The sequence below is a fragment of the Paraburkholderia sp. J7 genome, assembly GCF_905220155.1.
In the GTDB taxonomy this organism is placed as follows: domain Bacteria; phylum Pseudomonadota; class Gammaproteobacteria; order Burkholderiales; family Burkholderiaceae; genus Paraburkholderia.
In genome coordinates this window covers 126,934-147,624 of the sequence record NZ_CAJMYZ010000002.1, presented here as the reverse complement: position 1 = coordinate 147,624, position 20,691 = coordinate 126,934, and the positions used below count along the sequence as shown (strand labels likewise).

19 protein-coding genes are annotated in these 20,691 nt (G+C 65.4%); 15 read left to right on the top strand and 4 right to left on the bottom strand.

Annotated features, from left to right (window positions below):
- Positions 1-44 precede the first annotated feature (44 nt).
- The 3 genes from U5A58_RS03790 to U5A58_RS03780 form a co-directional block, all read right to left on the bottom strand.
- Complete coding sequence (locus tag U5A58_RS03790; RefSeq protein ID WP_321960349.1) at positions 45-725, bottom strand: O-methyltransferase; 681 nt, start codon at positions 723-725, stop codon at positions 45-47.
- Positions 726-820: 95 nt separating this feature from the next.
- Complete coding sequence (locus U5A58_RS03785; RefSeq protein ID WP_321960348.1) at positions 821-1,228, bottom strand: VOC family protein; 408 nt, start codon at positions 1,226-1,228, stop codon at positions 821-823.
- 181 nt (positions 1,229-1,409) lie between these two features.
- Positions 1,410-1,976: an XRE family transcriptional regulator gene (locus U5A58_RS03780; protein ID WP_321908116.1), complete on the bottom strand. Its 567-nt coding sequence runs from the start codon at positions 1,974-1,976 to the stop codon at positions 1,410-1,412.
- 172 nt (positions 1,977-2,148) lie between these two features.
- On the opposite strand from U5A58_RS03780, the gene U5A58_RS03775 reads away from it, so the two are divergent.
- The 13 genes from U5A58_RS03775 (at position 2,149) to U5A58_RS03715 (ending at position 16,738) form a co-directional block, all read left to right on the top strand.
- Positions 2,149-3,522, top strand: coding sequence for an LLM class flavin-dependent oxidoreductase (locus U5A58_RS03775; protein ID WP_321908115.1), 1,374 nt, complete (start codon positions 2,149-2,151; stop codon positions 3,520-3,522).
- A gap of 53 nt (positions 3,523-3,575) precedes the next feature.
- Positions 3,576-4,082, top strand: a complete 507-nt coding sequence (locus tag U5A58_RS03770) for a flavin reductase (protein ID WP_321960347.1) — start codon at positions 3,576-3,578, stop codon at positions 4,080-4,082.
- 2 nt (positions 4,083-4,084) lie between these two features.
- A complete protein-coding gene (locus tag U5A58_RS03765; RefSeq protein ID WP_321960346.1) occupies positions 4,085-5,365 on the top strand; it encodes an MFS transporter in 1,281 nt (426 codons plus the stop codon).
- Positions 5,366-5,603: 238 nt separating this feature from the next.
- Positions 5,604-6,323, top strand: a complete 720-nt coding sequence (locus tag U5A58_RS03760; RefSeq protein ID WP_321960345.1) for a GNAT family protein — start codon at positions 5,604-5,606, stop codon at positions 6,321-6,323.
- On the top strand, positions 6,324-6,770 hold the full coding sequence (locus U5A58_RS03755; RefSeq protein WP_321960344.1) for a GNAT family N-acetyltransferase: 447 nt from the start codon (positions 6,324-6,326) through the stop codon (positions 6,768-6,770).
- Between the two features lie 190 nt (positions 6,771-6,960).
- The gene (gene deoC / locus U5A58_RS03750; protein ID WP_321960343.1) at positions 6,961-7,974 is read left to right on the top strand and encodes a deoxyribose-phosphate aldolase; all 1,014 of its coding nucleotides are present in this window, start codon (positions 6,961-6,963) and stop codon (positions 7,972-7,974) included.
- A gap of 13 nt (positions 7,975-7,987) precedes the next feature.
- Positions 7,988-10,369: an aldehyde dehydrogenase family protein gene (locus U5A58_RS03745; RefSeq protein ID WP_321960342.1), complete on the top strand. Its 2,382-nt coding sequence runs from the start codon at positions 7,988-7,990 to the stop codon at positions 10,367-10,369.
- Between the two features lie 45 nt (positions 10,370-10,414).
- On the top strand, positions 10,415-10,894 hold the full coding sequence (locus tag U5A58_RS03740) for an RbsD/FucU family protein (RefSeq protein ID WP_321960341.1): 480 nt from the start codon (positions 10,415-10,417) through the stop codon (positions 10,892-10,894).
- The gene (gene rbsK, locus U5A58_RS03735) at positions 10,891-11,832 is read left to right on the top strand and encodes a ribokinase (RefSeq protein ID WP_321960340.1); all 942 of its coding nucleotides are present in this window, start codon (positions 10,891-10,893) and stop codon (positions 11,830-11,832) included. The genes U5A58_RS03740 and rbsK overlap by 4 nt, the downstream gene beginning before the upstream one ends.
- Positions 11,833-11,885: 53 nt before the next feature.
- Positions 11,886-12,923 carry an ABC transporter permease gene (locus U5A58_RS03730; protein WP_321960339.1) on the top strand — a complete coding sequence of 346 codons (1,038 nt, stop codon included), beginning with the start codon at positions 11,886-11,888 and terminating at the stop codon, positions 12,921-12,923.
- 143 nt (positions 12,924-13,066) lie between these two features.
- A complete protein-coding gene (locus U5A58_RS03725; RefSeq protein WP_321908099.1) occupies positions 13,067-14,071 on the top strand; it encodes an autoinducer 2 ABC transporter substrate-binding protein in 1,005 nt (334 codons plus the stop codon).
- Positions 14,072-14,144: 73 nt separating this feature from the next.
- A complete protein-coding gene (locus U5A58_RS03720; protein WP_321960338.1) occupies positions 14,145-15,665 on the top strand; it encodes a sugar ABC transporter ATP-binding protein in 1,521 nt (506 codons plus the stop codon).
- A gap of 35 nt (positions 15,666-15,700) precedes the next feature.
- Positions 15,701-16,738: an ABC transporter permease gene (locus U5A58_RS03715; protein WP_415774161.1), complete on the top strand. Its 1,038-nt coding sequence runs from the start codon at positions 15,701-15,703 to the stop codon at positions 16,736-16,738.
- Positions 16,739-16,783: 45 nt separating this feature from the next.
- Here U5A58_RS03715 and U5A58_RS03710 read toward each other — a convergent pair whose 3' ends face one another.
- A complete protein-coding gene (locus U5A58_RS03710; RefSeq protein ID WP_321960336.1) occupies positions 16,784-17,512 on the bottom strand; it encodes a DeoR/GlpR family DNA-binding transcription regulator in 729 nt (242 codons plus the stop codon).
- Between the two features lie 253 nt (positions 17,513-17,765).
- Here U5A58_RS03710 and aldA point away from each other — a divergent pair, with 253 nt between their 5' ends.
- Positions 17,766-19,187 (top strand): aldehyde dehydrogenase, encoded by a 1,422-nt coding sequence (gene aldA / locus U5A58_RS03705; protein WP_321960335.1) that lies wholly within the window; start codon positions 17,766-17,768, stop codon positions 19,185-19,187.
- Positions 19,188-19,393: 206 nt separating this feature from the next.
- On the top strand, positions 19,394-20,683 hold the full coding sequence (locus tag U5A58_RS03700; protein ID WP_321960621.1) for an MFS transporter: 1,290 nt from the start codon (positions 19,394-19,396) through the stop codon (positions 20,681-20,683).
- Positions 20,684-20,691: the final 8 nt, after the last annotated feature.

The following is a 20,691-nucleotide window of genomic DNA, read 5'->3' as shown; positions in this document are numbered from 1 at the left end:
GCACCCCAAAAGTTGGACATTGATCTAACCTTTGGGGTGTTTTTTCACGAGGGTTTGCCAACACCCACCCGCATCGAAACCTCCACATCCCCGCCGAACGGAATCGAGAGATACCCATTCCCGGGTGCACGCACGCGCGCGAGATAGTCGGGGCTGTAAGCGGCATTGTCCGCGACGACGAACGCGCCCTGCGCAAGGCGCGACTCGACGAGGCTCAGCACGTCGCCGTAGAGCGCCTTCGCGCCATCGAGCAGCAGAAGCTCGATCGAATCGGGCAGGTCCACACTCAGCGTCTGCAAGGCATCGCCTTCGCGAATTTCCACGAGATCGAATAGTGCGCCGCTCATGAGATTTTCGCGGGCTCGCGCGATCTTGGACGGCTCGAATTCACACGTAATCAACCGGCCGCCGCCGTTGTCCCGCAGCGCCGCCGCGAGGTGCAGCGTGGAAATGCCAAACGACGTACCGAATTCGACGATGGTCCGTGCACGACCGCCGCGCGCCAGCATATAGAGCAGCACGCCCGTTTCTCGCGAAACGGGAAGGGCAACGTCCTTCAGGCGGCCGTAGAAGTCGAGATAGTCCGTCTTGCTGTGCATCAGTCGTGTGCGCTCCTCGGATGAGAGTGCGGCCACTGCGGAAATGGACGCCGGGGAAATGGCATCGGCTTCGTCGAACAGGCGATCCAGCAACGGCGCGAGTTGAGGCGAGGTCAATGTGTTCATGGAATTCTCCTTTGGCTAATGCAGAAACGGCTCACAACTGCATAGCATGACTAAACATTAAAAAACGGCTTGATCCTGATTGGCAATCACACCCGTCAGTTGTCAAACGTGCCGCGATATTCGGGAGCGGCGTCCGCGCGAGTGTTCATTTCGAACATCACGCCGCCCGGCGCGCGGCAGAAAAAGCGCGACCCGCGGCCATTGTTGAAGATGCCGGTTTCCATGTGGACGCCCTCCGCCGTGAAGCGCTCATACAGGTCGCGCACGGCGTCGAGGCTCGGCAGCTCGAAGCCCACGTGGAAGTTCTCGGGCCACGCCGGCGCGTCGCCGCTTGCGTGGTCGATCACCACGTCGTAGCCGGGGCGCTTGAGGATAAACGACTGGTCCCACGCTCCCGCTATCGTGAATCCCAGATGGCGTTCGAAGAAGGCTGCCGTTGCGGCGGTATCGGAGGAGGGGAAGCTCAGGTGATTGAGCTTCATGGCTTGAATCACGTCATTCATCGTCGGTCTCTCATGGTGTGGCGGCGGCCCTGTGCCGTTACCGCCTGAGGACTTCAGAATATAAGCAAATGCTCACATTCGGCTACTCGCATTGGGTGCGCACGCGCCATACGCGTAAAACCCCTGTGCCATAGCCGATTCAACGATGAAAGACAGCGGCCGCGCCAACGCGTGCTCGCATTCAGCGGCGCACGAGCGCCACGACGTAGACGCACGGGCCCTTGCCCGGATTGAAGAACGCGCAGGCGGCAGGCGGCCCGAGCTGGAGGCAGTCGCCGGCTTCGAGCGTGTGAACCTGCTCGCCTTCCTCGAATACCAGCGTGCCGCTGCGCACCCAGATCTGCTGATGCTGGAACGCAAACGCCGACGCTGGATACGCAACACGAACCCCGCCCGGCAACGCGATTTCCACGAGTTCGAGCATGCCGCCGTTGCGCGGCGAGACGGCCCGGCGCGTATAGCCGGTTTCGGGGTCTTGCCAGAGCTGCTGATCGGCGGCGCGGCTCAAACGCTCGCCGGTTTGCTCGGCGAGCGCGAGGAGCATGGAAAGCTGCAGGCCAAAGGCGCCCGAAAGCCGGCCGAGCACGGTCGCCGTGGGGCTCGCTTCGCCGCGCTCGATCTTGCTGATCATGGCCTTGGAAACGCCCGAGCGCTCGGCCATGTCCGCGAGCGACCAGCCGCGCGATTCGCGCTCGATACGCACGCGCGTGGAAATGGCGGAGGTGGGATCGGTGAGCGGTCGGTTCATACCTGGAAGGTTGGCGTTGGGGCGCGAGCGAGTCGATTATACGGGGCCAGTCGCGGCGCGCTGTTTAGCAGATCGAACGGCATCCGAGTTAACCCGGATCAAATCCCGGTTTCATTAGTATCCGTTCGTCTACTATAGTAGATGGCATCGAGTGCGCCGAAAAGGAGCCGACATGCCGCGTGAAATCCGTCTGAACGCTTTCGACATGAACTGCGTGGGCCACATTCAGCAAGGCTTGTGGACGCATCCGCGCGACCAGTCGAGCCGCTATACGGAGCTGCAGTACTGGACCGACTACGCGAAGAAGCTCGAACGGGGCCTGTTCGACGGCATTTTTTTCGCGGATGTCGTGGGCGTGTACGACGTCTACGGCGGCAACGCAGATGCCGCGCTGCGCGGCGCGGTGCAGGTGCCCGTGAACGACCCTACGCTCGTCATTCCCGCCATGGCCGCGGTCACGCAGCATCTGGGCTTTGGCGTGACGGCCAATCTCACCTATGAGCAGCCGTTTTTGTTCGCGCGGCGCATGTCCACGCTCGACCATCTCACGGGCGGGCGCATTGGCTGGAACATCGTCACGGGCTATCTCGACAGCGCCGCGCGCGCGATCGGCATGGACGGGCAGAACGCCCACGACGACCGTTACGATCTGGCCGACGAATACATGTCGCTCGTGTACAAGCTCTGGGAAGGCAGCTGGGACGACAATGCGGTCATCAACGACCGCGCGGGCGGTATTTACGCCGACCCGGCGCGCGTGCGCATGATTCATCATCGCGGGCCGCAGTACAAGGTGGATGCAATGCACCTGTGCGCACCGTCGCCGCAGCGCACGCCCGTGCTGTACCAGGCGGGATCGTCCACGCGCGGGAGACGCTTTGCTGCGACGCACGCCGAGTGCGTGTTCATCAATGGTCAGAAGATGGACGGCGTGAAGGAGATCGTCGGAGACATTCGGCGCCAGGCGGTGCAACTCGGACGCGCTGCCGACGACGTGAAGGTTTTTCTTGGCGCCACGCTGATCGTTGGACGCACGGATAACGAAGCGCGCGAGAAGTTTGAAGACTACCGGCGCTACGTGAGTTCCGAAGCGGCGCTCGCGCACGCGGCGGCGTCGCTTGGCATCGACTTCGCGCGCTACGATCTCGACGAGCCGATCGAAACAGGCCAGAGCCAGGCGATCGTTTCCAACGTCGAAGCCATGACGCGCAGCGCCGGGCCGCAATGGACGCGCCGCAAGCTGCTCGAGCAGATGGTGCTCGGCAGCCGCCAGGCGCCGTGGGTGGGTTCGGCGCAGCGCATTGCGGATACGCTGATCGAGTGGAGCGAAACGGCCGGCGTGGATGGCTTCAATCTTTCGCGCACGGTGGTGCCGGAGTGCTTCGACGACGTGGTCGAACTGCTGGTGCCGGAACTGCAAACGCGCGGCGCGTACAAGCGCGCGTATCGTGAGGGCACGCTGCGCGAAAAGCTCTCCGGCGGCGCGCGTCTGCCGGCCTCGCACGCGGCGGCACGGTATCGCGGCGCGCACGCCAACGACGCATGAGCATCGGACACTGAATTCCCGCTACGAGGAGACCGCGGCAAGCGGGCAAGAACATGGTAGACAAATCCCTCTTTCGCGACGCCATGGCAGGTCTTGGGGCCGCCGTGAACATCGTCACGACCGATGGCGACGCCGGGCGCGCCGGGTGCACGGCGTCCGCCGTATGCGGCGTGACGGACGAGCCGCCCACGCTGCTCGTCTGCATCAACCGCACGAGCCGCAATAACGCGATCCTGCGCGAGAACGGCCGGCTTTGCGTGAACGTGCTGGCGGCCGACCAGCGCGAGGTGGCCACGCGCTTCGCCACGAAAGACATCGACATGGACGAGCGTTTCGCGCTCGCCGACTGGTATCGGCTCGAAACGGGCGCGCCTGCGCTGCGCGGCGCGGTGAGTTCATTCGATTGCCACATTACGCGCACGACCGAAGTCGGCACGCACACGGTGTTTTTCTGCGAGATCAAGGCGGCGCGCATGGTGGGCGGGCGTGACGGGCTGATCTGGTTTGGCCGCGCGTTTCATCGCGTGCTTGCGCAGGCGCACGCGGCGGCGGTGGTCTGAGCGTGGCGCGCACGCCTTCTCGAGGGGCTGGCGGTTCCCGTTCTCCTGACGAAACGGGGTCGCCTGGGCAAGGCGCGGCGCAACGCGGCAAGGCCGCATCGCTGGCGTTGCTGCTGCTTGCGCAGGTGGCGGCGATGGGCGTGTGGTTTTCGTCGAGCACGGTGGTGGCCCTCATCAAGCAGGCACACGCCATTGCCGCGTTCGATGAGGCGCTGCTCACGAGCGCCGTGCAGTGCGGCTTCGTGGCGGGCACCATCACTTCGGCGCTGCTTTCGCTGCCCGACCGCTACGACCTACGCAGGCTGCTCGCGGGCTCCGCGCTCGTGGCGGCCGTCGCTACCGCTTCGCTCGCGTTTCTGCCGCCGGTTGGCGGCGCAGTCGTCGCGCTGCGCTTCGTCACCGGCATGTGCATGGCGGGCGTGTATCCGGTTGGCATGCGGCTCGCGGCCACCTGGGCTAAGGGCGATCTTGGCCTGCTCGTTGGCCTCCTCGTCGGCGCGCTCACGCTCGGCTCGGCGAGCCCCCATTTGCTGGCCGCGACGGGCGGGCTCGACTGGCGCACGATCTATGGCGTCGCCGCGGCTTGCGCGGCGTGCGCCGCGGTGCTGATCGGCTTTGCGGGCATCGGGCCGAATATCCGGCGCGCCACGCGTATCGACTTCGAGAAGGTCACGCAGGCGTGGCGTAAGCCCGCCTTGCGGCTCGCCAATCTCGGCTATCTCGGCCACATGTGGGAGCTTTACGCGATGTGGGCGTGGCTCGCGCTGTTTCTTCAGCAAACCTTTATCGCACGTGGCATGGCCAACGCCCGCACGCGCGCGGAGTGGATGACCTTCAGCGTGATCGCGATCGGCGCGGCAGGCGCGTGGCTAGGCGGCGTGCTGGCGGATCGCGTGGGGCGCACGGCCGTCACGGTGGGTGCGATGGCGACGAGCGCAACGTGCGCGGCGCTCATGGGCTGGCTGGCCAACGCGCCGCTTGCCGTAATGGGGGCGGTCGCGCTCGTGTGGGGCGTCTCGGTGATCGCCGATTCCGCGCAGTTTTCGGCGAGCGTGGCCGAACTGGCCGATCCGGACTCGGTCGGCACGCTGCTGACCGCGCAAACCTGCGCGGGCTTTTTGCTCACGCTGGTGAGCATTCATCTCGTGCCTTACGCGGTGGCGTGGCTGGGATGGCGCGGCGGCTTCGGCATGCTGGCCGCGGGGCCGGCGCTCGGTTGCGTCGCGATGCTGCACTTGCGCCGTCATCCCGATGCGGTGAGGCTGGCTGGCGGGCGGCGTTGAGGATCGAGTCAGCACGTGTCGTGCGCTGATACGGTCGATCAAAGCGAAAACTCGCGAATCGTTGCGCGCGCATGCATCTCTCAGGACACGCCCGCTGCGACGCCGCGAGAACCGGTGGAATTCAAGTCCGGTTGTGGCTCCACCGCAGCCACAACCCGTGGACCTTTTCACGGAGCCACGGCTACGCTACCTTTGACCGGATATCCCATCTGTCTCGCGCAAGAGGAGCTTGTCACGCATGTCAGCAAGACTGAACGAATTTCAGCAGCCCATTGGCGACCCGGTAACCGGCTGGCAGCCGCGCGAGCGGCCCGCGCGCGTGACGATCGAGGGTCAGTTCTGCCGCATCGAGCCCATCGACCTCGACCGGCATGCCGCCGATCTCTTCGAAGCGTACGGCGCGGCGGCCGACGGGCGCGACTGGACCTATCTGTTCGCCGAGCCATTCACCGACTTCGCGGCGTTTCGCGAATACCTCGCGAAAGCGGCTGCATCGAGCGACCCGTTCCACTACGCCGTGATCGACCGCGCGAGCGGCAAGGCCGTGGGTACGTTCGCGCTCATGCGCATCGAGCCGGTGCATGGCGTGATCGAAGTGGGCAGCGTGACGTTTTCGCCGCGCCTGAAGCAAACGCCGGTTTCGACCGAGGCGCAGTACCTGCTGATGCGCTATGTGTTCGACGACCTGGGTTACCGGCGCTACGAATGGAAATGCGACAGCCTGAACGCGCCTTCGCGCAAGACGGCGCTGCGTCTGGGCTTCCAGTTCGAGGGCATTTTCCGCCAGGCGATCGTGTACAAGGGCCGCAACCGCGACACCGCGTGGTTCGCCGTCATCGACCAGGACTGGCCGCTCGTGAAAGCCGCGTTCGAGAAGTGGCTTTCAAAAGAGAACTTCGACGCGCACGGCCAGCAACGCGCGTCGCTCGCCAGCCTGAGAGAACCGGCGGCGTCCTGAATGTCCGTGGCGATCCTGATCCGCGACGTCGCGCCCGCCGACCGCGACGCGTGGTTCCAGCTTTGGGCCGGCTACAACGCGTTCTACGAAACGCGCGTCGCGCCGCACATCAGCGAGCGAACATGGCAGCGCATGCTCGATGCGAACGCGCCGCTGTTCGCGCGCGTGGCTGAAGTCGAGGGAAAGCTGGCGGGATTCAGCCTCTGCGTGCTGCACGAAGGCACATGGGTGGACGCGCCCATCTGCTATCTGGAAGACCTGTTCGTCGATCCCGGCTGCCGCGGCCAGGGCATAGGCAGGCGGCTCATCGAAGACCTCATCGCACTGGCGCGTTCGCGCGCATGGTCGCGCCTTTACTGGCACACGCGCGAGGACAATCCCGCGCGCAAGCTCTACGACGAATTCGCGCAAGCCGACGATTTCGTGCGTTATCGATTGCAGTTCTGAACCCGGCGCGCAAGTACGCGCAAACGGCGGCCTCGCGCGGAAGCTTGAACGCGCGGGCCGGCGTTCTCACGTCTCGAGTGCGATAGATAGGATTGTAACTAGTATTGTCACGATCGTTTCATCGGTATAGGATGGGTGCGAATAAACCACCACGGTTTGATGTGCATTGCACAAATTCGCCTCCCAGCCTATGTCAGAAGCCTCAACGAACTCGCTCGTCGTGCTGCGCGGCGCGCCCGCCCAGCACGCTGCGCATGGCGCGCGCAACGCCGGCGTGGCGTTCGACGCGGCGTGGCTCGACGCCTTGCGCGTCAACCAGTCCGCCGTCGAGCGGCGCACGGCCACGCTCGGCACGCGCCGCGCGGTCAAGAAGGACGCGCAGGCCGCGTGGCTCCTGAAGGCCATCACCTGCATCGATCTCACCACGCTCAACGGCGACGACACCGAGGGCCGCGTGCGGCGCCTGTGCACGAAGGCGCGCCATCCTGTGCGCGCCGACCTGCTGGCCGCGCTCGGCTTCGCGCCCGAGGCCATCACCACGGGCGCGGTGTGCGTGTACCACCGCTTCGTCGCGGCGGCCGTGGACGCGCTGGCGGGCAGCGGCATACCCGTTGCGGCGGTGTCCACCGGCTTTCCTGCCGGCCTCAATCCGCACGCGCTCAAGCTCAAGGAAATCGAGGCCTCCGTTAAGGACGGGGCCGAGGAAATCGACATCGTCGTGACGCGCGAGTACGTGCTCACCGGCAACTGGCGCGCGCTTTACGACGAAGTGCGCGATTTCCGCGCGGCGTGCGGCGACGCGCACCTGAAGGCGATTCTCGCCACCGGCGACATTCGCGTGCTGTCGAACATTGCCCGCGCTTCGATGGTCTGCATGATGGCGGGCGCGGACTTCATCAAGACGTCTACGGGAAAGGAAGGCACCAATGCCACGCTCGACGTTTCGCTCGTCATGGTGCGCATGATCCGTGAGTACCGCGAACGCACCGGCGCGCTGGTGGGTTTCAAGCCCGCGGGCGGCGTCTCGAACGCCAAAACCGCGCTTGCTTACCAGATCCTCATGAAGGAAGAGCTGGGGCGGCCCTGGCTCGAGTCCGAACTGTTCCGCTTCGGCGCGTCGAGCCTGCTTGCCGACATCGAGCGCCAGCTCGAACACCACGTGAGCGGCCGCTATTCCGCCTTCCACCGCCACCCCGTAGCCTGAGCAGACCATACCGATGAGCGTAGCCGAGTACTTCCGAACGATGGATTACGGTCCCGCCCCCGAGGACGATCAGCCCGTGCGCGCCTGGCTTGCGCAGCACGAGGCCACGTTCGGGCATTTCATTGACGGCGCATGGCGCGAAAGTGGCGACGGTGCGCGCTTCGAAGTGCGCGCGCCGGCCACCGGCGAGGCGCTCGCCGCCGTGGCGCAAGGCGGCGCGGCCGATGTAGCGGCGGCCGTGGCGGCAGCGCGCGCGGCGCAGCCCGAGTGGTACGCCATGGGCGGCGCGGCACGGGCGCGTCATCTTTACGCGCTTTCGCGCATGGTGCAGCGGCACAGCCGCCTCTTTGCCGTGCTCGAAGCGCTCGACAACGGCAAGCCGATTCGCGAGGCGCGCGATATCGACATTCCGCTCGTGGCGCGCCATTTCCTCCATCACGCTGGCTGGGCGCAGCTTCAGGAGAACGAACTGGCCGGCTGGTCGCCGCTTGGCGTGATCGGCCAGATCGTGCCGTGGAACTTCCCGCTGCTGATGCTCGCGTGGAAAGTGGCGCCCGCTATCGCGCTCGGCAACTGCGTGGTGCTCAAGCCCGCCGAATACACGCCGCTCACCGCGCTCCTGTTCGCCGAACTGGCGCATCGCGCGGGGCTGCCCAAGGGCGTGCTCAACGTGGTGACGGGCGACGGCAGCACGGGCGCGGCGCTCGTCGAGCATCCCGGCGTCGACAAGATCGCTTTCACCGGCTCGACTGAAGTGGGCCGCCTCATCCGCACCGCCACGGCCGGCACGGGCAAGTCGCTCACGCTCGAACTGGGCGGCAAGTCGCCGTTCATCGTCTTCGACGACGCCGACCTCGACGGCGCGGTGGAAGGCGTGGTGGACGCCATCTGGTTCAACCAGGGCCAGGTGTGCTGCGCGGGTTCGCGCCTGCTCGTGCAAGAGGGCGTGGAAGCGCGCTTCATCGACAAGCTCAAGCGCCGCATGGCGACGCTGCGCGTGGGGCCTTCGCTCGACAAGGGCATCGACATTGGCGCGATCGTCGATCCGGTGCAGCTCGAACGCATCGAGTCGCTCGTGGAAGCCGGGCGGCGCGAAGGCTGCAATGTGTGGCAGCCGCGCGAAGTCGAGCTGCCGTCGGGCGGCTGTTTCTATCCGCCCACGCTGGTGACGGGCGTGGGGCCGGCTTCGACGCTCGCGCAGGAAGAAATCTTCGGGCCGGTGCTCGCGGCCATGAGCTTTCGCACGCCGGAAGAGGCCGTGGCGCTCGCGAACAACTCGCGCTATGGACTCGCCGCGAGCGTGTGGAGCGAAACGATCGGGCGCGCGCTCGACATCGCGCCGCGCCTGCAATGCGGCGTGGTGTGGATCAACGCAACAAACCTCTTCGACGCGAGCGTGGGCTTTGGCGGCTACCGCGAATCGGGCTTCGGCCGCGAAGGCGGCCGCGAAGGCGTGTTCGAATATCTGAAGCCCGCAGCCTGGAGCACGCTGCCGATGCGCGCGCAACGCAAGGCGCGCTCGCCCGCAGAAGACTTTGCGCATGCAGGCACAGGTCTCGATCGCACTGCGAAGCTTTTCATCGGCGGCAAGCAGGTGCGGCCCGATAGCGGTTATTCGCACGCCGTGTACGCGCCGAACGGCGAGTGGGTGGGCGAGGTTGGCGCGGGCAGCCGCAAGGACGTGCGCGACGCCGTTGCCGCCGCGCGTGGCGCGAGCAAGTGGACGCAGATGAGCACGCATGCTCGCGCCCAGGTGCTCTACTACCTCGCGGAAAATCTGAGCGCGCGCGCCGAAGAATTCGCGCGGCAACTTTCGCGCCGCGCGGGACATGACGCGCACGCGGCCGAGCGCGAAGTGGAAATGGCCATCGACCGGCTGTTCAGCTACGCGGCGTGGGCCGACAAGTTCGATGGCGCGGTGCATACGCCGCCGTTGCGCGGCGTTGCGCTCGCGATGCATGAGGCGCTCGGCGTGGTCGGCATCGCCTGCCCCGACGAAGCGCCGCTGCTTGGCTTCGTTTCGCTGGTCGCACCGGCGCTCGCAATGGGCAACCGCGTGGTGGCGCTGGCTAGCGAGGCATGCCCGTTGGCGGCAACGGATTTTTATCAGGTCGTGGAGACTTCGGATGTGCCCGCGGGTGCGCTCAACATTTTGACTGGCGAGCGTGCGGCGTTGCTGCCGGCGCTGGCGAAGCACGACGACGTGGACGCGCTCTGGTGCTTCGGCACGGCGGCCGATTCGTCCCTTGTGGAGCGCGAATCGGTCGGCAACCTGAAGCGCACCTTCGTCGATCATGGCCGCGAGGTTGACTGGTTCGACCGGACGAGCGCAGGATTGCCGTTCCTGCGCCAGGCCGTGCAGGTGAAGAACATCTGGATACCGTACGGCGACTGAGCGTTTCGAACAAGAGAACGCCACGTATTACGAAGGAGACAAAAAATGCTGAAGAATCTCGACCCGCTTCTGAACGCCGATGTCCTCCAGGCGCTGCGCGCAATGGGTCACGGCGACGAACTCGTCGTTTGCGACGCCAACTTTCCCGCCGACTCGGTTGCGCGCGCAACGGTACTCGGCAAGCTGCTGCGCATCGACGGCGCCGATGCGCCTCGCGCCGTGCGCGCGATCCTCTCCGTGCTGCCGCTCGACACGTTCGTCGAATCCCCGGCCATGCGCATGGAAGTGGTGGGCGAGCCCAACGCGATCCCCACGGTGCAGCACGAAGCGCAGGCCGAAGTCGATGCCGCGGAAGGCCGCTCCGTGCCGTTCGCGCCCATCGAACGTCACGCGTTCTACGCGCGCGCCCGCAAGGCCTATTGCGTGATCGCCACGGGCGAAACGCGTGGCTACGGCTGCTTCGTGTTCACCAAAGGCGTGCTGCTTGCGCCCGACGCGCCGCGCGCGAAGGAGCCGGGCCAATGAGCGGACGCGTCGTCATCCTCGGCATCTATGTGACCGATCTCGCGTTTCGCGCGAGCCGCATGCCGGTGATCGGCGAGACGCTCGCCGGCTCGGCGTTCGCGATGGGGCCTGGCGGCAAGGGCTCGAACCAGGCCGTGGCGGCCGCGCGCGCGGGCGCGCAGGTGGTGTTCTGCACGCGCGTGGGCAACGACGCGTTCGGCGAGATCGCACGGGCGACATGGGCCGCCGAAGGCATTACGGCGCGCACCCAGGCCGTGGACGGACTGGCTACGGGCGCGGCGCACATCTTCGTGGACGACACGACCGGCATGAACGCGATCATCGTCGCGGCGGGCGCGGCGGCCACGATGGAGCCCGGCGACGCCGAGGCGATCGAAGCCGATATTGCGGCCTCCCAGGTATTCGTCACGCAGCTCGAACAGCCGCTCGCGGCGGCGCGGCGCGGCCTCGAACTCGCGCGCCGGCACGGTGTGAAGACCGTGTTCAATCCGGCACCCGCCATGGCGCTACCCGACGACATCTTCCCGCTGTGCGACTACGTTACGCCGAATGAGACCGAGGCGCAGGCCCTCACCGGCATCGAAATCCGCAACGCCGACGACGCGCGCCGCGCCGCCGACGTGCTGCTCGCCAAGGGCGCGGGCGCGGTCATCGTGACGCTGGGCGAAGCCGGTGCGCTGTTGCATACGCGCGATGACTCGGTCTTGCTGCCAGCGTTCAATTGCGGCCCGGTCGTGGAAACGGCGGGCGCGGGCGATGGCTTCACGGGCGGCTTCGCGGCGGCGCTCGCACGCGGTGACGATGCGCTCACGGCCACGCGCTTTGGCTGCGCGCTCGCGGGCATTTCCGTCACGCGCGCGGGCACCGCGCCGTCCATGCCGCGAAAGGAAGAAGTCGACGCCATGCTTGCGCGCACGGCGAGCGCCGACGCGCATTGAGCGCAGCACGTTAAGCATTGCCAGGTGACAACACACCGCAAAGGATGAGGTCCATGAAGTCTGCACTCTTTGCCAAATGGTTCGGCGACCGGCAGTTGAACTTCCTGCTGGCGGTGAACTTGCTGGTCGTGCTGGTCGCGGTCTGGGTATCGCGCGGGCAATTCGTCGGCATCGACAACCTGCAGTCGATGGGCGCGCAACTACCCGAAGTCGCGCTGCTCGCGCTCGGCATCATGCTCTCCATGCTCTCGGGCAACGGCGGCATTGACCTTTCAGGCGTGGGGCTCGCGAATCTTTCGGGCATGATCGCCGCGCTGGTGGTGCCGCGCCTTGTGAGCGGCGACGACTCGCCCGTGCTGTATACGGCGCTCTTTTGCGTGATCGTTTTGTGCATGGGGCTCATTGGCGGCCTGCTCAACGGCGTGCTGATCGCGCGCCTCGGGCTCACGCCCATTCTCTGCACGCTCGGCACGCAACTGCTTTTCACGGGCTTCGCGGTGGCGCTTTCCAACGGCGCCTCGGTGCACGTGGATTATGTCGAACCGCTCGCCGACATCAGCAACGGCACGTTCTTCCAGGTGCCGATCTCATTCCTGCTATTCGTGGCCGTGGTCGTGCTGCTGGGCTGGTTGCTCCGGCGCACGCCGTTCGGGCTGCGCCTGTACCTCATGGGCACGAACCAGCGCGCGGCCTTCTACGCAGGCATTCCGCATGCGCGCATGCTGATCATGACCTACGCAATGTGCGGCGTGCTCGCCTCGCTCGCGGGGCTCGTGAGCGTTTCGCACACGCTCAGCGCGAAATGGGACTACGGCAATTCCTATCTGCTGATCGCCATTCTCATTGCGGTGATGGGCGGCGTGAATCCGGCGGGCGGCTATGGACGCATCATCTGCGTGTTTTTCGCCGCGACGGTGCTGCAATTCCTTTCGAGCCTCTTCAATTTGATGGGCGTTTCGCAGTTTTTCGGCGACTGCGCCTGGGGCTTCCTGCTGTTGCTCTCGCTCGCGTTCGCGGGCGGTGAGCGGGTACGCGCGATTTTCGGTTTCGGGGGCTCCCCGTCTGCGGGCAAAGGGCGGACCTCGGGCTGACCGGCTGAACCGTGCAGCAGGCGGGCCTCGAGCCTCGGAGGTCCGCCGCCATCTATTTCGGGGCGAGAGCTTACGTTGCATGGGACCGCAGTAAGTGCCGACGCACAAACTGCGGATCGACACAAAAGAAACGGAGACATGACATGAAGATCAAGCGACTCAGCGTGGCAATCACAGCATGTGCACTCGCCGCCGGCATGGCGGCCGTGGCGTATGCGGCGGAGAACCCGACCATCGTCACGGTGGTGAAGGTGACCGGCATCAGCTGGTTCAACCGCATGGACGACGGCATCAAGGAGTTCGGCAAGGACAACCCGAAGGTTTCGGTCTACCAGACAGGGCCGGGCCGCGCGGACGCCGCGCAGCAGCTGAAGATCATCGACGACCTGATCGCGAAGAAAGTGAGCGCGATCGCCGTCGTGCCGTACGATCCGCCCACGCTCGAACCGGCGCTCAAGAAGGCGATGGACCGCGGCATCAAGGTGGTCACGCATGAGGCCGACAACGAGAAGAACACCATGGTCGACGTCGAGGCGTTCGACAACTCCGCGTACGGCGCCGCGCTCAACGATCGCCTCGCCTCGTGCATGCACAACGACGGCAAGTGGGCGACGATGGTCGGATCGCTCGGCAGCCGCTCGCAGGTGCAGTGGGCCGACGGCGGCATCGACAACGCGAAGAAGAAGTTCCCGAAGATGCAACTCGTCGAGACGAACCTCGAAACCAACAACGACGGCGAGCATGCCTATGAAGTGGCCAAGGAAGTGCTGCGCAAGCATCCGGACATCAAGGGCTTCCAGGGCTCGTCGTCGCTCGACGTGATCGGCATTGGCCGCGCGGTCGAGGAAGCGGGCCTGCAAGGCAAGATCTGCGTGTATGGCACGGGCCTGCCGACCGAAGCCGGCAAGTACCTCGAAAGCGGCGCGATCAACGGCATTGCGTTCTGGGATCCGAAGCTGGCGGGCATGGCGATGAACAAGATCGCGATGATGCTGATCGACGGCAAGACGGTGGAAAACGGGGCGAATCTCGGCTTGCCGGGCTACGAGAAGGTCACGGTGTCGAAGGGTCCGGGCAAGGGCATCATCGTGCGCGGCCAGGGTTGGGTGAGCGTCGACAAGTCGAACTACAAGCAATACAACTTCTGATCGGGAGAAGGTGGCGCGCGCAACGGCATGGGGCCGAAGCGCGCGCTTCGTCGTAACGTCACGAAGAGACGACATGGCTTCAGAACCGTTATTGCAGGTGCTGGGCGTGCACAAGCGCTTTACGGGCGTGCACGCCTTGCGCGGCGTGACGCTCGCGTTCGAGCGCGGGCAGATCTATCACCTGCTCGGCGAGAACGGGTGTGGGAAGAGCACGCTCATCAAGATCATCTCGGGCGCGCAGCCGCCCGACGAAGGCGAGCTTGTGATCGACGGCGCGCGCCATGCGCGGCTCTCGCCGCTCGAATCGCTTGCGGCGGGCATCGAGACCGTCTATCAGGATCTTTCGCTGCTGCCCAACATGAGCGTGGCGGAGAATGTGGGGCTCACGACCGAACTCGCGGAACATGCGGGGCGCCTTGCTCGCACGTTCGACCGCCGCGAACTCGCCCGCACGGCCGAGCGCGCGCTGAAGGCCGTGGGGCTGCCAGGCGACGCCGACTTTCAGGCGACGCTCATCGAACAACTGCCGCTCGCCACGCGCCAGCTCGTGGCGATCGCGCGCGCCATTGCGAGCGAAGCGAAGTTCGTCATCATGGACGAGCCCACGACCTCGCTCACGCAAAAGGAAGTGACCAACCTGATCGCCGTGCTCGCGCACTTGCGCGCGCAGGGCGTGACCGTGCTGTTCGTGAGCCACAAGCTCGACGAGTGCTACGCGATTGGCGGCGAAGTGATCGTGCTGCGCGATGGCCAGAAAGTGACGCAAGGCCCGATCACGAATTACACCAAGGCGCAGTTGAGCGAACTGATGACGGGCCGCGCACTATCCACCGAACGCTACCGCAACGTCGCGGCCGAAGCCGACGTGCTGCTCGACGTTCGCGGCCTTGGTCGCACGGGCCTCTTTCGCGATGTGTCGTTCACGCTGCATCGCGGCGAGATTCTCGGCGTGACGGGCCTGCTCGATTCGGGCCGCAACGAACTCGCGCGTGCGCTTGCGGGCGTTGCGCCGGCCGACGCGGGCGAGATCGTGCTCGAGGGCCGTGCGATCAAGCTTGCCACGCCCGGCGACGCGCGACGCGCGCGCATTGGTTATGTGCCGGAAGACCGCCTGAACGAAGGCCTTTTCCTCGACAAGCCGATTCGCGACAACGTGATCACGGCGATGATCGCGAGCCTGCGCGACCGCTTCGGCCAGATCGACCGCACGCGTGCGCGCGCATTGGCCGAGAACACCGTGAAGGAGCTGCAGATCGCCACGCCCGATGTGGATAAGGCCGTGCAGTCGCTTTCGGGCGGCAACCAGCAGCGCGTGTTGATTGGCCGCTGGCTCGCCATCGACCCGCACGTGCTGATTCTGCACGGGCCGACCGTGGGCGTGGACGTCGGCTCGAAGGACATCATCTATCGCATCATGCAGCGGCTCTCGCAGCGCGGCATCGGCATTCTGCTCGTGAGCGACGACCTGCCCGAGCTGCTGCAGAACTGCGACCGCGTGCTGATGATGCGTAAAGGCCGCCTCGCCGAAGAGCACCACGCCGATGGCCTGACCGAGGCCGAGCTATATCGCGCGCTGCTCGCCGAAGCTGCCTGAATTTCGCGTAACGTTTTGCCGGACACCGCATGAGCATGAATCAGACAATGAGCACGTCGTCCAACACCGTCGAAGTCGCGCGCCAGCGCGTGCCGCTCAACTGGCGCGCGAAGCTCGCCCGCAATCCCGAGTGGTTCACGGCCACGCTGATCGTCATCACCTGCGTGATCGTGGCCTCCATCAACCCGCGCTTTTTCCAGTGGGCGACGCTGTTCGACCTGCTGCACTCGGCGACGACCACGTCGTTGTTCGCGCTCGGCACGCTCGTCGTGCTGGCTTCGGGCGGCATCGATGTGTCGTTCACGGCCATCGGCGCGCTCACGATGTACGCGATCACGAAAGCCGTGTTCGCGTGGTGGCCCGACGCGCCGTTCGCGCTCATTCTGCTCACGGGCGCGGTGGGCGGCATCGTGCTCGGCGTGATCAACGGCATGCTCGTGCACCGGCTGCAAGCGCCTTCGCTGATCGTGACGATCGGTACGCAGTACCTGTATCGCGGGCTGCTGCTCACCTTCGTGGGCACGACGTTCTTCATGAACATTCCGCACAGCATGGATCATTTCGGCCGCATTCCGCTCATCGCGTACAAGACCGCCGACGGGCTCAACGCGGTGCTGCCCGTTTCCGCGATCGCGCTCGTGGCAGGTGCGATTCTCACGTGGTGGCTGCTCAACCGCACGATGATGGGGCGAGGCGTGTACGCCATGGGCGGCAGCACGGCGATTGTGGAGCGGCTCGGTTTCAACCTGCGCGCGATCCGGCTGTTCGTGTTCGGCTATACGGGGTTTCTCGCCGGCGTGGCGGGCATCTTGCACGTTTCGAACAACCGTCTTGCCAATCCGTTCGACCTCGTGGGCTCGGAACTCGACGTGATCGCGGCGGTGATCCTGGGCGGCGCACGCATTACGGGCGGCAGCGGCACGGTCGTGGGCACGCTGCTCGGCGTGGCGCTCGTTACGCTCATCAACAACGTGCTCATTCTGGTTGGCGTGCCGAGCACCTGGCAGAAGGTGATTGTCGGCGCGTTCATTCTGGTGGCGGGCACGCTGTTCGCGCTGCGCCGACGCGGCTGAGCCAGCAGGCAATCAAAGCGACCGGCTCTTGCGGCCGGTCGGCGCCTATGCGCCGTGCGCGCGCAGCGTTTGGCCTTTTTCGGTGATGATGGAACTGAAGTCGTCCATCTGCGAAAAGCGCCACGCTTTCACGATGCCGTATTTGCTTGTGTCCACAACGAGATGACTTTCCACGGCGCTGGCCATGGCGGCCTGCTTGAGCGCCACTTCGTGGAAGTTCCAGCAGGTCACGCCGCGCGCGGCGTCCACACCCCCCGCCGAAATAAACGCCTTGTTGATGCCCATGCGGCGCAGCGTTTCAAGGCTCTCCTCGCCGGAAAACGAGTCCGACGACGGCACATATACGCCCCCCAGCAAGATCATGCGCACATTGGGCATGCGCCGCAGAATCTCGGCCACGTTGAGCGAATAACACACCGCCGTGATCTGCAACTGCGAAGGGATCAGGCGCGCGAGCGCCGCGAGCGTCGTGCCGCAGTCGATGAACACGGTGTCGTTCTGCGCGATGAGCCGCGCCGCGTGCGCCGACGCTTGCGCCTTGGCCTGCGCGAAGTGGTCTTTTTCGTGCTCGAGCGAGTAGCCGGCGGTATTGGGCACGTCCTGCGCGCTCACGATGTAGCCGCCCAGATACGTGAAGCGCTCGGGATTCGCGGCGATATCGCGCCGCACGGTCATTTCGGAGACACCAAGCACGCTGGCGGCATCGCGCAGATGCATGACGTTGTGTTTGGCGAGCGCGTCGGCAAGGGCGCGCAGCCGGTCGGTTTTGGCCATGGAGTGGGTGCTGCGCGCCGGAATGGGCGGCCTTCCGGCGAGCGTTAGATTTGTTTCGTCCGCGTGATCGAATTATAACAAGCACGGCGCGCGAAGGCCACGCGCTTTGGTGCGCGCGGTTGCCGTGCTGCCTTCGGCGAGCATGCGTTTTTCGCATGCTTCGCTCGACAATTAATCGTTTGTCGCGTCCCGATGCCGCACGGATACTGCCCTCTCTCAAGAAGCGGCGGCAACGCCAAACCGGCAGCAATCCATGCGATCAGACCTCAATTTCATCAATGGGCAGTTCGTCGGCGCCGAAGGGCCGCGCATCGCTGTCCATAACCCCGCAACCGGCGACGCGATCGGTCAGGTGAGCGCGGCGAGCGCCGCCGATGCCATTCGTGCGGTCGAGGCGGCGAAGGCCGCCCAGCGTGGCTGGCGCAAGTTGCCCGCCGCCGAACGGGGCGTGATCCTGAACCGTTTTGCGGACGCGATCGTCGCGCGCGCGCCGAAGATCGGCGCGGCGCTGGCCGCCGAATCGGGCAAGAGCGTCGCCGACGCAACCGCCGAAGCGCAATATGCCGCCGAAATCCTGCGCTACCACGCGCAATGGGCGCGCCGCATTGAAGGCGAGGTGATTCCTAGCGACAGCGCGAACGAAAACCTCATTCTCATGCGCGAGCCGATCGGCGTGGCCGCCTGCCTGATTCCGTTCAACTTCCCCGTGTACACGCTGCTGCGCAAGGTCGCGCCGGCGCTCATCACGGGCAACGCGGTGGTCGTGCGGCCGAGCAACAACACGCCGTCTTCGGCGTTCGAAGTGGCGCGCGCAGCGCAGGAAGCGGAATTGCCGCCGGGCATCTTCAACGTGCTGGCCATGGACCACGACACGGCGGCAGTGCTCTGCACGCACGCGGACGTCGGCATGATCACGCTCACGGGCAGCGTGAGCGCGGGCCGCAAGGTGCTCGATTACTGCAAGGAAAACATCGCCAAGCCGTCGCTGGAGCTGGGTGGCAAGACGCCCGCGATCATCGAAGACGACGCCGATCTCGAAGCAGCCGCAACGGCCATCGTGCGCTCGAAAACCACGCATTGCGGCCAACTTTGCACGGCGATCGAGCGTGTGTACGTGCACGCCAGCGTGCATGACCGCTTCGTTGCGCTGTTGCGCGAGAAGATGAGCGCCGTGCGCTTCGGCGACCGCGCCGAAGACGCAACGCGTATGGGTCCGCTCGTGAGCGCCAGCGCTCGCTCGGCGATCCATGGGATGGTCGAACGCGCGGTGGCGGAAGGCGCGAAGCTCGAAACGGGCGGTTACGTGCCTGAAGGCAAGGGGCATTTCTACCCGCCCACGCTGCTCACGCATTGCCGCCAGGACATGGAGATCGTGCAGGAAGAGATCTTCGGTCCGGTGCTGCCGGTGCTGTCGTACGAGACGCTCGACGACGCGCTGCGCATGGCCAACGATCACCAGTTCGGCCTTTCGTCGGTGCTCTTTACGGAGCGCTACCGCTCGACCATGCGTGTGGCGAACGAGATCGAAGCCGGTGAACTGTACGTGAACCGCACGCCTGCCGATCCCTACCAGGGTTATCACGCTGGCTGGAAGCGCTCGGGTCTCGGCGGCGACGACGGCAAGCACGGCATGCTCGAATTCACGCAAACACGCCTCGTCGTGATGCCGTTCTGATCATTCGACATACTGATTAAGTGTTGCACCAACGGCGCCCCTCGCAACGGGCGCCACAGATGAAGAAAAAAGCGCCTCGCGCCGGCAACCGCCCGCGCGCATGCGTCAGCCTTGCATGGGACCAGAGTAGGTGCTGAGGCACTAACTCCGGTCGACAGGAGACAATCTTGCAGAAGTCCATCGGAAAGCCCAATTCGGCGGCTGGTTTGCCGCGCGCCGAAACCTCATCGCACGCGATCGCCGCATCAGGGTCCACGCAGCGCTACGTGCAATTGCTGCTGCTCGTGCTTGCCGCGGGCGGCATCTACCCGCTGCTGTATCTGCGTCAGGTCTATCAGACCACGATGCTCGACGTTTTCCATATCGATAACGCACAACTCGGCTATCTGTACTCGGTGCTCGGCATCGTGTTCTTCGTGTGCTATCTGCCGAGTGGTTGGCTCGCCGACCGCGTCGCGCCGCGTCTCTTGATCTGCTTCTCTCTCATCGGCACCGGAGCGCTGGGCCTTTGGTACTCCACGGCGCCCTCGTTCAATGTCCTGCTCGTGATCTTTTGCTGCTGGGGCATCACCACCGGCCTCACGTTCTGGGCCTCGGTGCTCAAGCGCGTGCGCATGATCGCAGCGGCGAATGAACAAGGCCGGTTCTTCGGACTGCTCGACGGTGGACGCGGGCTCGTCGAGGCGCTGCTCGCCACCGCCGCGCTCGCGCTCTTCGCCGCCGCGACCGGTTCGGGCCGCGGTGAAGCAACGGGCCTGCGCCACGTGATCTATCTGTATTCGTTCACGTGTATCGGCCTTGGCGCGTTGATGAGCTTCTTCAAGGACCCCGCGCCCGCCCAGGCCGAAAGCAAGTCGGCCGAAGCGAATGCCAAGGGTTCGCTTTGGCGCGATCTCGCGACGCTCGCCTCGATTCCGCAGCTCTGGCTCATGGCGGCTGTGGTGTTCTGCGGCTATCAGATCTTCTGGGCCACTTACAGTTTCTCCGCATATCTCCAGCAAGGCGAGATGCATATGAGCGTCGTGGCTGCCGGCATGGTCACCACCGCGAAACTCTGGATGCGTCCCATCGGCGGCATTGGCGGCGGTTTTCTCGGCGACCGTCTCTCGAACCTGCGCGTGCTGATCTGGGCGCTGTTCCTCGCCGTCGCGGGGCTGATCGGCCTGATCCTGTTGCCCGCGCTGCGCAACATGGCGCTGCTCGGCGCGGTCGTGCTGTTCATCGGCCTCATGACGTATGCGATTCGCGGCCTCTACTGGACGCTGCTCGACTACTGCGCCATTCCCATGCGCATAACGGGCCTCGCCATCGGCCTCGTTTCGCTGATCGGCTATTCGTCGGACATCTTCCTGCCGCTCGTGAACGGCTATATCACCGAGCACTACGCGGGCATGCTCGGCTACCAGATCTATTTCGCCTATGTGGCCGCCATCGGCACGCTCGGCGGCATCGCTGCGCTCGTGCTCAAGCGCATGACCCAATCCAAACCTGCCTGAAACAGCCT

Excerpts from the sequence above, each read along its gene's own strand:
- U5A58_RS03720 (WP_321960338.1), top strand. The coding sequence starts at position 14,145 with ATGGCTTCAGAACCGTTATTGCAGGTGCTGGGCGTGCACAAGCGCTTT.
- U5A58_RS03745 (WP_321960342.1), top strand. The coding sequence starts at position 7,988 with ATGAGCGTAGCCGAGTACTTCCGAACGATGGATTACGGTCCCGCCCCC.
- U5A58_RS03755 (WP_321960344.1), top strand. The coding sequence starts at position 6,324 with ATGTCCGTGGCGATCCTGATCCGCGACGTCGCGCCCGCCGACCGCGAC.
- U5A58_RS03785 (WP_321960348.1), bottom strand. The coding sequence starts at position 1,228 with ATGAATGACGTGATTCAAGCCATGAAGCTCAATCACCTGAGCTTCCCC.
- U5A58_RS03790 (WP_321960349.1), bottom strand. The coding sequence starts at position 725 with ATGAACACATTGACCTCGCCTCAACTCGCGCCGTTGCTGGATCGCCTG.
- deoC (WP_321960343.1), top strand. The coding sequence starts at position 6,961 with ATGTCAGAAGCCTCAACGAACTCGCTCGTCGTGCTGCGCGGCGCGCCC.
- rbsK (WP_321960340.1), top strand. The coding sequence starts at position 10,891 with ATGAGCGGACGCGTCGTCATCCTCGGCATCTATGTGACCGATCTCGCG.
- U5A58_RS03775 (WP_321908115.1), top strand. The coding sequence starts at position 2,149 with ATGCCGCGTGAAATCCGTCTGAACGCTTTCGACATGAACTGCGTGGGC.
- aldA (WP_321960335.1), top strand. The coding sequence starts at position 17,766 with ATGCGATCAGACCTCAATTTCATCAATGGGCAGTTCGTCGGCGCCGAA.
- U5A58_RS03770 (WP_321960347.1), top strand. The coding sequence starts at position 3,576 with ATGGTAGACAAATCCCTCTTTCGCGACGCCATGGCAGGTCTTGGGGCC.
- U5A58_RS03760 (WP_321960345.1), top strand. The coding sequence starts at position 5,604 with ATGTCAGCAAGACTGAACGAATTTCAGCAGCCCATTGGCGACCCGGTA.
- U5A58_RS03780 (WP_321908116.1), bottom strand. The coding sequence starts at position 1,976 with ATGAACCGACCGCTCACCGATCCCACCTCCGCCATTTCCACGCGCGTG.
- U5A58_RS03730 (WP_321960339.1), top strand. The coding sequence starts at position 11,886 with ATGAAGTCTGCACTCTTTGCCAAATGGTTCGGCGACCGGCAGTTGAAC.
- U5A58_RS03740 (WP_321960341.1), top strand. The coding sequence starts at position 10,415 with ATGCTGAAGAATCTCGACCCGCTTCTGAACGCCGATGTCCTCCAGGCG.
- U5A58_RS03715 (WP_415774161.1), top strand. The coding sequence starts at position 15,701 with ATGAATCAGACAATGAGCACGTCGTCCAACACCGTCGAAGTCGCGCGC.
- U5A58_RS03710 (WP_321960336.1), bottom strand. The coding sequence starts at position 17,512 with ATGGCCAAAACCGACCGGCTGCGCGCCCTTGCCGACGCGCTCGCCAAA.
- U5A58_RS03725 (WP_321908099.1), top strand. The coding sequence starts at position 13,067 with ATGAAGATCAAGCGACTCAGCGTGGCAATCACAGCATGTGCACTCGCC.